The sequence below is a fragment of the Frateuria sp. genome (assembly GCF_013362045.1).
Classification (GTDB): domain Bacteria; phylum Pseudomonadota; class Gammaproteobacteria; order Xanthomonadales; family Rhodanobacteraceae; genus Frateuria_A.
Genome location: NZ_JABFWW010000150.1, coordinates 1 through 9,719 on the forward strand (window position 1 = coordinate 1; position 9,719 = coordinate 9,719).

The 9,719-nt window shown below is 69.6% G+C and carries 9 protein-coding genes and 1 pseudogene; 4 read left to right on the top strand and 6 right to left on the bottom strand.

What is annotated here, in order from left to right:
* Positions 1 to 306: pseudogene (locus HOQ08_RS07235) on the bottom strand (hypothetical protein); the annotation flags it as partial.
* A 159-nt stretch (positions 307 to 465) separates the two neighbouring features.
* Between HOQ08_RS07235 and HOQ08_RS07240 the strand changes: the two are divergent.
* The gene (locus tag HOQ08_RS07240; RefSeq protein WP_291192785.1) at positions 466 to 666 is read left to right on the top strand and encodes an antitermination protein NusB; all 201 of its coding nucleotides are present in this window, start codon (positions 466 to 468) and stop codon (positions 664 to 666) included.
* Between the two features lie 40 nt (positions 667 to 706).
* Here HOQ08_RS07240 and speE read toward each other — a convergent pair whose 3' ends face one another.
* Complete coding sequence (gene speE, locus HOQ08_RS07245) at positions 707 to 1,558, bottom strand: polyamine aminopropyltransferase (protein ID WP_291192787.1); 852 nt, start codon at positions 1,556 to 1,558, stop codon at positions 707 to 709.
* 256 nt (positions 1,559 to 1,814) lie between these two features.
* Here speE and speA point away from each other — a divergent pair, with 256 nt between their 5' ends.
* Positions 1,815 to 3,695 carry a biosynthetic arginine decarboxylase gene (gene speA / locus HOQ08_RS07250; protein ID WP_291192789.1) on the top strand — a complete coding sequence of 627 codons (1,881 nt, stop codon included), beginning with the start codon at positions 1,815 to 1,817 and terminating at the stop codon, positions 3,693 to 3,695.
* A 136-nt stretch (positions 3,696 to 3,831) separates the two neighbouring features.
* On the top strand, positions 3,832 to 4,617 hold the full coding sequence (locus tag HOQ08_RS07255; protein WP_291192791.1) for a 3-hydroxybutyrate dehydrogenase: 786 nt from the start codon (positions 3,832 to 3,834) through the stop codon (positions 4,615 to 4,617).
* Between the two features lie 80 nt (positions 4,618 to 4,697).
* Here the strand turns inward: HOQ08_RS07255 and HOQ08_RS07260 are convergent, their stop codons facing one another.
* The 4 genes from HOQ08_RS07260 to radC form a co-directional block, all read right to left on the bottom strand.
* Complete coding sequence (locus HOQ08_RS07260) at positions 4,698 to 5,450, bottom strand: SDR family NAD(P)-dependent oxidoreductase (protein ID WP_291192793.1); 753 nt, start codon at positions 5,448 to 5,450, stop codon at positions 4,698 to 4,700.
* A 1-nt stretch (position 5,451) separates the two neighbouring features.
* Positions 5,452 to 6,150 carry an SPOR domain-containing protein gene (locus tag HOQ08_RS07265; protein ID WP_291192795.1) on the bottom strand — a complete coding sequence of 233 codons (699 nt, stop codon included), beginning with the start codon at positions 6,148 to 6,150 and terminating at the stop codon, positions 5,452 to 5,454.
* Positions 6,150 to 7,838 (bottom strand): arginine--tRNA ligase, encoded by a 1,689-nt coding sequence (gene argS, locus HOQ08_RS07270; RefSeq protein ID WP_291192797.1) that lies wholly within the window; start codon positions 7,836 to 7,838, stop codon positions 6,150 to 6,152. The genes HOQ08_RS07265 and argS overlap by 1 nt, the downstream gene beginning before the upstream one ends.
* 466 nt (positions 7,839 to 8,304) lie before the next feature.
* Positions 8,305 to 8,976 carry a DNA repair protein RadC gene (gene radC / locus HOQ08_RS07275; RefSeq protein ID WP_291192799.1) on the bottom strand — a complete coding sequence of 224 codons (672 nt, stop codon included), beginning with the start codon at positions 8,974 to 8,976 and terminating at the stop codon, positions 8,305 to 8,307.
* A 97-nt stretch (positions 8,977 to 9,073) separates the two neighbouring features.
* On the opposite strand from radC, the gene coaBC reads away from it, so the two are divergent.
* The coding region (gene coaBC / locus HOQ08_RS07280) for a bifunctional phosphopantothenoylcysteine decarboxylase/phosphopantothenate--cysteine ligase CoaBC (RefSeq protein ID WP_291192801.1) at positions 9,074 to 9,719 on the top strand (646 nt) is incomplete at its 3' end.

Sequence of the window (9,719 nt, forward strand, 5' to 3'; positions counted from 1 at the left end):
CAGCTGTATCCATCGCTGCGCGGGGCCGTGGTCCGGTGCGGCCGCGGCGCGCTCGATCAGGCTGTGGAAATCGTTCCACTTCGGCTGCCCGGGCAACGGGCGCGCCAGCAGCGCCGCGCCGAGCAGCGGCAGCGCATCGGCGCGCGGCGCGAGCACGCTGACCAGGTCGCGCTGGAAGGCCAGCAGGGCGGCCGTGCGCTGCTGCTGGGCATCGGCCTTGGCCTTCTTCGCCAGCGCAGCGCCGGGGATGGCGCATGCACCCAGCGCGCAGGCCAGCACGAGGGCCAGTTGACGCAGTCCCGGCATCGCGTTCTCCTTGAGGCTGAAGCGGGCAGCATAGCGGGCATGGATTAAGCCAGCCTGATCCGTCCGTCAGCGCGGCGCGCGCTGACGGAGAGAGATGGTTCGCATGGCTGCTCCCCCGGCGCGCAGAAGGCGCGCACCCGCGAATGATGGAGAGATGCTGTGGATCAGTTTTCGAGGTTGGTCGACGTCCAGGCGGCGCCGTATTTTGTCGGCTGGGGCACGCTGGCGCTCATCAACGCGGGCCTGGCGCAGGGCAAGAACCGCAGCGGCCTGCTGTGGTTCCTGCTCTCGATCGTGTTCGGGCCGCTCGCCACGCTGGTGCTGGTGCTGCTGCCGAAGGTGCGGCAGAAACTGTTCTAAAGCCGGGGCAGGGCGGGCTTCAACCGCGCCCTGCGCAGCCTCACTCGCCCAGCGCCTCGCGCATGAACTCCGGCTGCGCCAGCGCGCCCCGGTGGGTTTCGGCGTTGTAGTAGCGGGTGGGGAAGTTCTTGCTCAGCGCGCCGCGCTCGCGGAAGCCGGACAGGTCGGCGCCCTTGCGCGCCATCGTGCAGCTCCACCAGCCGGTCGGGTAGCACGGCTGCGGGAACGGCAGCGTCTTGACCGCGCCGAAGCCGGAGGTGCGCATCGCCGAGCGCATCGACTTGATCAGCTCCAGGTGCGCCAGCGGCGACTCGCTCTGCTGCACCAGGATGCCGCCGTGGCGCAGCGCCTTGTGGCAGCTGGCGTAGAAGGCCGCGTTGAACAGGCCCTCGGCAGGTCCCACCGGGTCGGTCGAGTCGACGATGATCAGGTCCAGCGAATCCGGTTCGGCCTCGGCCATGTACTTGATGCCGTCGATGAACAGCAGCTCCGCGCGCGGATCGCCGTTGGACTCGCACAGCTCCGGGAAGTACTGCTCGGCCAGGCGCGTGACGCGCTCGTCGATCTCCACCTGCACCGCGTGCTCGACTTCCTCGTGCTTGAGCACCTCGCGCAGCGTGCCGCAGTCGCCGCCGCCGATGATCACCACGCGCTTGGCGCGCGCATGGGTGAACAGCGCCGGGTGGGTCATCATCTCGTGGTAGAGGAAGTTGTCGCGGCTGGTCAGCATCACGCAGCCGTCGATGACCATCAGGTTGCCCCAGTCGGTGGTCTGGTAGATCTCGATGGTCTGGAACGGCGTCTTCTCCGCATGCAGCAGTTTCTCGACCCGGAAGCCGATGGAGGAACCGGAGGCCTGGTGGGCCTCGGTGAACCAGCTGAGTTGCGACATGGCGCCTGTCCTGGATTGGGTATGCGTGAAGGGCGGGCATTGTAGCGGCAACCACGCGCAGGCAATGTGCCTGTTGACCGCCCGTTGCCGCCTTGCGCCGCTACAATGCGCGCCCGGGTGGGCTCGAAGCCGCCCACGAGCCCAACCGGCCCCGCGGCGTGCGAGGCTTCCGGTCGGCGGGGCCTCGCTCAATCGAGCATGCGTCAAGGCTCGCCGCTGCGACGTGCATGGATCCGTTTTCAAGGAGACCCTTGCCATGTCCACGTCCTGGACCGTCGACGACGCCCGCCAGCTCTACGCCGTGCCGCACTGGAGCGACGGCTACGTCGATGTCGATGCCGCCGGCCATGTCGTGATGCGGCCGCATGGCGCGCGCGGGCCGGCGCTGCCGCTGCCGCAGATCGTCGCCCAGGCGCGCGCGCAGGGCCTGCGGCTGCCGTTGCTGGTGCGCTTTCCGGACATCCTCGCCGATCGCCTCAGGCGCATGCAGGGCGCGTTCGCGCGGGCGATCGAGGAGACCGCCTATGCCGGCGGCTACACCGCGATCTTCCCGATCAAGGTCAACCAGCAGCGCGGCGTGGTCGGCGAGCTGGTCGCCGCCGGCAGCGAGGGCTTCGGCCTGGAGGCCGGCTCCAAGCCCGAGCTGATGGCGGTGCTGGCGCTGGCGCGGTCCGGCTCCATCGTCATCTGCAACGGTTACAAGGACCGCCAGTACATCCGCCTGGCGCTGATCGGGCGCAAGCTCGGCCTGCGCGTGTTCATCGTGATCGAGAAGCTCTCCGAGCTGGAGCACGTGATCGCCGAGGCCAAGGCGCTGGAGGTCGAGCCGCTGCTGGGCGTGCGCGTGCGCCTGGCCTCGATCGGCGCCGGCAAGTGGCAGAACACCGGCGGCGACAAGGGCAAGTTCGGGCTGTCGCCGGCGCAGGTGCTCACGCTGGTCGCCCGGCTCGAGCAGGCCGGCCTCAAGCACGCGCTGAAGCTGCAGCATTTCCACATGGGCTCGCAGATCTCCAACGTGCGCGACATCGCCAACGGCATGCGCGAGGCTACGCGCTACTTCGTCGAGCTGTCGCGCATGGGCGTGCCGCTGGAAATCGTCGACGTCGGCGGCGGCCTGGGCGTGGACTACGAGGGTTCGCGTTCGCGCAGCCACAACTCGATCAACTACTCCATGGAGCAGTACGCGGCGACCATCGTGCAGTCGCTGGCCGAGGCAGTGGCGGCCGAAAAGCTGCCCGCGCCGCACATCCTCACCGAGGCCGGCCGCGCGATGACCGCGCACCACGCAGTGCTGGTGGCCGACGTCAGCGAAGTCGAGGAGGTGCCCGCCGGCGTGCTGCCGCCGCCGCACGCGCGCGAGCCCGCCGTCCTGCGCCACCTGCGCGAAGTGCACGCGGCGCTGGACGAGCGTCCGCCGCTGGAGCTCTACCACGAGGCCCAGCACCACCTGGCCGAGGGGCAGTCGCTGTACGCGCTGGGCCAGTTGAGCCTGTCCGACCGTGCGCGGCTGGACGAGATGTTCTACCTCGTCGCCAACGCGGTGCGTGCGCGGCTGTCGCCGGCCGACCGCGCGCACCGGCAGTTGCTGGACGAGCTGGACGAGAAGCTGGTCGACAAGTACTTCCTCAACTTCTCCGTGTTCGAGTCGGTACCGGACGTCTGGGCGATCGACCAGATCTTCCCGATCCTCCCGATCGCGCGGCTGGACGAAGCGCCTACGCGCCGCGGCGTGATCGTGGACCTCACCTGCGATTCGGACGGCCGCATCGACCACTACGTCGATGCCGAGGGCGTCGACGTGAGCCTGCCGCTGCATCGCCCGAAGCCGGGCGAGGGCTACTGCCTGGGGCTGTTCATGGTCGGTGCCTACCAGGAGACGCTGGGCGACATCCACAACCTGTTCGGCGATACCGACGCGGTGAACGTGCGCGCCGACGGCGAGGGCTATGTGTTCGACCACGTGCGCCGCGGCGACACCACCGACATGATGCTCGACTACGTCGGCTACGACCTCGATGCATTGCGGCGCAGCTACCGCGGGCGCATCGCGGCGGCGGGGATCGGCGGCGACGCGGCCGAGGCGCTCTACCGCGACCTCGATGCGGGCCTCACCGCCTACACCTACCTGGCCGACTGAGCGCAGGCCAGCCCCACGCCATCTTGACGGATGCAGGATGGCGGGCTGGAGCCCACCCGGCGCATGCCAGGGTCCGATGGCGCCTGCCGGCGGCCGGCCTACAATCGCTGTCTCCCCAGCTGCGGAACGCAAAGCCATGGCCAGACTCGACGGCAAGGTCGCCCTCATCACCGGCGCTGCCAGCGGCATCGGCAAGGCCATCGCCGAGCTGTATGCGCGCGAAGGCGCCGCCGTGGCGATCGCCGACATCAACCAGCAAGCCGCCGCCGCTGCCGCGGCCGCGATCGAGGCGGCCAGTGGTCGTGCCATCGGCGTGGCGATGGACGTCACCGATGAGCAGGCGGTCGATGCCGGCACCGATGCGGTGGTGCGCGCGTTTGGCCATCTGGACGTCCTGATTTCCAACGCCGGCGTGCAGATCGTCAACCCGATCGAAAGCTTCCCGCTCGCCGACTGGAAGAAGATGCTTGCGATCCACCTGGATGGCGCCTTCCTCACCACCCGCGCGGCGCTCAGGCACATGTACAAGGGCGACCGCGGCGGCACCGTCATCTACATGGGCTCGGCGCACTCGCACGAGGCCTCGGTGCTCAAGGCACCCTACGTCACGGCCAAGCACGGCCTGCTCGGCCTGGCGCGCACCCTGGCCAAGGAGGGTGCGCCGCACAACGTGCGTTCGCACGTGATCTGCCCGGGCTTCGTGCGCACGCCGCTGGTGGAAAAGCAGATTCCCGAGCAGGCGAGGGAGCTCGGGATCAGCGAGGAGGAAGTGATCCGCAACGTGATGCTCAAGCACACGGTCGATGGCGTGTTCACCACGCTCGACGACGTGGCGCAGGTTGCGCTGTTCCTGGCCGCATTCCCCAGTGCCGCGCTGACCGGGCAGAGCCTGCTGGTCAGCCACGGCTGGCACATGCAGTGACCCGGATGGTCGTAGCGCAGGCTTGGGCCCGTCAGGCGGCTGTGCGGGAAAAGCCGGCGGGTTGAAGCCCGCCTACGCCGCTATTCGCGGTGCACCTGGAAGCCGGCGAACGACTGGCCGGTCGGCATCAACTCGATGCGGTTGATGTTGAGGTGCTGCGGCAGGTTGGCGATCCACCACAGCGTCTCGGCGATGTCGCCGGCGGTGATCGGATGGGCGCCGGCGTAGAGCTTGTCGGAGGCGGCCTGGTCGCCGCCCGTTCGCACCAGCGTGAACTCGGTCTGCGCCATGCCCGGTTCCACCGAGGTCACGCGCACGCCGGTGCCGTGCAGGTCCGAGCGCAGGCCCAGCGAGAACTGCGAGACGAAGGCCTTGGTGCCGCCGTAGACGTTGCCTCCGGAGTACGGATAGGTGCTGGCGGTGGAGCTGATGTTGACGATGGCGCCGCGCCGCTCGATCAGCGTGGGCAGCAGCAACCGGGTCAGCGTCACCAGCGCGGTGACGTTGGTGTCGATCATCTGCTTCCATTGGGCGAGGTCCGCCTGCTGCGCGGGGGCGGTGCCCAGCGCGAGGCCGGCGTTGTTGACCAGCAGGTCGATGCCGGCGAAGTCCGGCGGCAGGCTGGCATGGGCCTGCTGCATCGCCGCCTCGTCGCGGATGTCGAAGGCCAGCGCGTGCACGCGCCCGGCACCATGCCGTTCCACCAGCGCCTGCAGGCGTTCGGCGCGGCGGCCGCTGGCGACCACGCGCCAGCCGCCGGCAACGAAACGCTCGACGGTGGCAGCGCCGAAGCCGGCGGTGGCGCCGGTGATCCAGGCGGTGCGCGTGTTCACGTCAGCGTCCTTCCTTCAGCGCGATCGCCCGGATGCCGGCCGAGGCCAGCCGCTGCTTGGTCGATTCCAGCTCGGACGCGGAACGGAACGGGCCCAGGCGCACGCGGTGGAACGTCTGCCCGCCGACGTTGACCGCCTGCACGTTGGCGACGAAGCCCTGCAGGGCGAGCTTGGCCTTCAGCGCCTCGGCGTCGGCGCCGCTGGGAAAGGCGCCGACCTGCAGCAGGTAGCCGCTGCCGGCTGCGGGCGTGGGCACCGCCGCGGCAGGCGCGGCCTGGATGTTCTCGGTGACGGCGGCCGGCGCGTTGGCATTGGCCGCCGGTTGCTGCTGGGCGGCGGACGCCGCCTGCGCCTGCTGGGCCGCCTGCTGCTGCTTCTGCTGCTGCTCGGCACGCGCCTGGGCGCTGATCTGCTCGTCGGGAATGCGCACTTCCTTTTCCGACAGCACCGAATAGAAGTCGTACTGCGGCTTCTTCGGCGTGCTTTCGGCCGGCGCCAGGCCCTTGTCGCCGCCGCCCTGCGCGGTGGCCTGCGGGTTGGGTTGCGGACCGGTGGGCGCCATCGGCAGCAACGAGTGGCGCGTCAGCACCACCATCGCCACCGCGCCGACCGCGATGCCGATCACCGCCCAGCCCCAGGCCGGGAAGCCGCCCTTGCGGTTGCGCACGGCCTGCCGGCCCTTGCCCTTGCGTGCTGCCATTACATGCTCTCCGGGGCGGAAAGGCCCAGCAGGCCAAGACCGTTCTTCAACACTTGCCTGGTCGCCACCACCAGCGCCAGGCGCGCGTTGCGCAAGCCCGCGTCCTCGACCAGGAACTGGTGCGAGTTGTAGTAGGTGTGGAAGGCGTTGGCCAGTTCGCGCAGCCAGCCGGCGAGCAGGTGCGGCTCGAGGTTGGCGGCAGCGGCGTCGACGATCTCGGGATATCTGGAAAGTTCGGTGAGCAGGATCTGCTCGTGCTCGTTGTCCAGCCGGGCCAGTTCGACCAGACCCTGGCCGAGGTCGACCGCGAAACCCTTCTCGCCCGCCTGGCGCAGCACCGAGCACACCCGCGCATGGGCGTACTGGATGTAGTAGACCGGGTTGTCGTTGCTCTGCGAGCGGGCCAGGTCGATGTCGAACACCAACTGCGAGTCTGCCTTGCGCGAGATCAGGAAATAGCGCGTGGCGTCGCGCCCGGCCTCGTCGATCAGGTCGCGCAGGGTGAGGTAGCTGCCGGCACGCTTGGAGATCTTCACCTCCTCGCCGCCGCGCATCACGGTGACCATCTGGTACAGCATGTAATCCGGGTAGCCCTTGGGGATGCCGGCATCGAGCGCCTGCAGGCCGGCCTTCACGCGCGCCAGCGAGCCGTGGTGGTCCGAGCCCAGCACGGTGATCGCTTTTTCGTAGCCGCGCTGCCACTTGGACAGGTGGTAGGCCACGTCCGGCACGAAGTAGGTGTACGTGCCGTCGGACTTGCGCATCACGCGGTCCTTGTCGTCGCCGAAGTCGGTGGTGCGCAGCCACAGCGCGCCGCCGTCCTCGAAGGTGTGGCCGTGGGCGACGAGCTCGCGCACGGTTTCCTCCACCTTGCCGTCGGTGTACAGCGAGGACTCCAGGAAGAACGTGTCGAAGCCGACGCCGAAGGCCTTCAGGTCCAGGTCCTGCTCGCGGCGCAGGTAGGCGACGGCGAACTGGCGGATCGCCTCCAGGTCGTCCGGGTTACCTGCGCCTGTCACGGTATGGCCTTCGACAGTGATGCTGTCCCCGGCCAGGTACGCGCGGGCCACGTCGGCGATGTAGTCGCCGCGGTAGCCATCTTCCGGCCAGCCGGCATCGCCCGGCGCCAGGCCGCGCGCGCGCGCCTGGGTGGAAACCGCCAGGTTGTGGATCTGCACGCCGGCGTCGTTGTAGTAGAACTCGCGCTTGACGTTCCAGCCGCTGGCTTCCAGCAGGCGCGCGATGCAGTCGCCCAGCGCGGCGTTGCGGCCGTGGCCCACGTGCAGCGGGCCGGTCGGGTTGGCCGAGACGAACTCCACGCCCACCGTCCTGCCGGCGCCGCTGCCGTTGCGGCCGTAGCCGTCGCTCTCGGCGAAGATGCGCCGCACTTCCGCATGGTAGGCGGCCGGGCTGAGGAAGAAGTTGATGAACCCCGGACCGGCGATCTCGACCTTCTCGACCAGCGTGTTGGCCGGCAGCGCGGCAACCAGTTTCTCGGCCAGTTCGCGCGGCTTGGCGCGGGCCGGCTTGGCCAGCAGCATGGCCGCGTTGGTGGCGAAATCGCCATGCTCGCGGCTGCGCGCGCGCTCCACCACGAAGGACGGCAGTTCGAGGTCGGCAGGCAGGACCGCGTCGTCCTGCAGGGTCCGGATGGCCTGCAGCAGCAGGTCGCGCAGCGGTTGTTTCACGGCGTGGGATCGGCGTCGATGGGAACCGTCAATCCTAGCAGAGGCACGCCTGGCCAGGCCTGTCGACCCTTGTCGGGCCCGCTGGTGGACATTGCTGTGGATAACTCTGTGGGGAAAAACCGGGCGGACGGCACGGCCTTGCAGTGGACACGTCTCGTAAGGCGCTTGTAAAGAGAACAGTCCTTCTAAAACATAAGCTTATCGAGCAAGTCTGAGGTTACCGGCAAACTTATGCCCGGCAGGCCCGATATGGCCGAATTGTGCATAAGTCGCGCGGCCTGTTTTTGCGCCTGTCAAGTAGCGTGACAGCGGTCATGTTCCGGTCACAGGCCATGGCCATGCTTTGCCGGCACCCGCTTCTCCCCCGGGTGTATCCCAGGGCGGCGCGCACTCCCCGCGTGTCGCCCTTTCTTATGCCTGCGGTTTCCGGCAGGCGAATCCCCGTTCGGCACCCGCGGCCAGCCCGTTACAGCAGCCCCCGCTCCGCCATCGACACCGGCGTGCCGTGGCCGATCACCAGGTGGTCGAGCACGCGCACGCCGACCAGCTGCAGCGCCTCGCGCAGTTCGCGGGTGATCGCGCGGTCGGCGGCGCTGGGCTCGGCCACGCCGCTCGGGTGGTTATGGGCGAAGATCACCGCGCAGGCGTTGTGCTTGAGGCAGGCGCGCACGACTTCGCGCGGATGCACGCTGGCGCCGTCGACGGTGCCGCGGAACAGTTCCTCGAAGGCCAGCACCCGGTGGCGGTTGTCCAGGTAGAGGCAGCCGAACACCTCGTAGGGCAGGTGGCGCAGGCGGGCGGAGAGATAGTCGCCGCTGTCGCGCGGGCTGCCCAGGCTGGGCAGCGCCTGCAGCTGCTCGGCGAGGCTGCGGCGGGCCAGTTCCAGAGCGGCGGCGATGCGCGCGCGCTTGGCCGGTCCCAGACCGGGACAGCGCAGGGGCTGGTCGGGGCGGCCGAGCAGGGCGCCCAGACCGCCGGCCGCCTGCAGCAGCTCACGGCCCAGCGCGATGGCGTCCTTCCCGGGCACGCCGCTGCCCAGCAGCACGGCCAGCAGTTCGGCGTCGGACAAGGCGGTGCTGCCGTGCCGCAGCAGCTTTTCGCGGGGACGCTCCCCGCTGGGCCAGTGGCGGATGCTCATCGGGCCATCCTGCCTGCCGGGATGCGACCGCAGGCAGCAGAGCGGCATGACGATTCCGGTAAGCTAGCGCTTCGCCCGATTGTCAGGCCCGCCTTACATGAGTCTTGCCCAACGTCGCATCCTGCTCGGCGTCTCGGCGGGTATCGCCGCCTACAAATCCTGTGAACTGGTGCGCCGGCTGCGGGAGCAGGGTGCGCAGGTGCGCGTGGTGATGACCGAGGGCGCCACGCATTTCGTCGGCGCCACCACGTTCCAGGCGCTGTCCGGCCAGCCGGTGCGCGTGTCGCTGTGGGACGAGGGCGCCGAGGCGGCGATGGGCCACATCGAGCTGGCGCGCTGGGCCGAGCGGGTGCTGATCGCGCCGGCCAGCGCCGACCTCCTGGCGCGCCTGGCGCAGGGCCAGGCCGACGACCTGCTGACCACGCTGTGCCTGGCCAGCGCCGCGCCGCTGTTCGTGGCGCCGGCGATGAACCAGCAGATGTGGGCGCATGCGGCCGTGCAGGCCAACCTCGCCACGCTGCGCGCGCGCGGCGTGCATGTGCTCGGGCCGGCGGCAGGCGAACAGGCCTGCGGCGACATCGGTTCGGGCCGCATGCTCGAGGCGCTGGAACTGCGCGACGCGATCGCCGCCTCGTTCGGCGGCGGCGCGCTGGCGGGCCTGCGCGTGCTGGTGAGTGCAGGCCCCACCTACGAGGACATCGACCCGGTGCGTTTCATCGGCAACCGCAGTTCCGGGCGCATGG

Excerpts from the sequence above, each read along its gene's own strand:
- HOQ08_RS07255 (WP_291192791.1), top strand. The coding sequence starts at position 3,832 with ATGGCCAGACTCGACGGCAAGGTCGCCCTCATCACCGGCGCTGCCAGC.
- speE (WP_291192787.1), bottom strand. The coding sequence starts at position 1,558 with ATGTCGCAACTCAGCTGGTTCACCGAGGCCCACCAGGCCTCCGGTTCC.
- speA (WP_291192789.1), top strand. The coding sequence starts at position 1,815 with ATGTCCACGTCCTGGACCGTCGACGACGCCCGCCAGCTCTACGCCGTG.
- radC (WP_291192799.1), bottom strand. The coding sequence starts at position 8,976 with ATGAGCATCCGCCACTGGCCCAGCGGGGAGCGTCCCCGCGAAAAGCTG.
- HOQ08_RS07265 (WP_291192795.1), bottom strand. The coding sequence starts at position 6,150 with ATGGCAGCACGCAAGGGCAAGGGCCGGCAGGCCGTGCGCAACCGCAAG.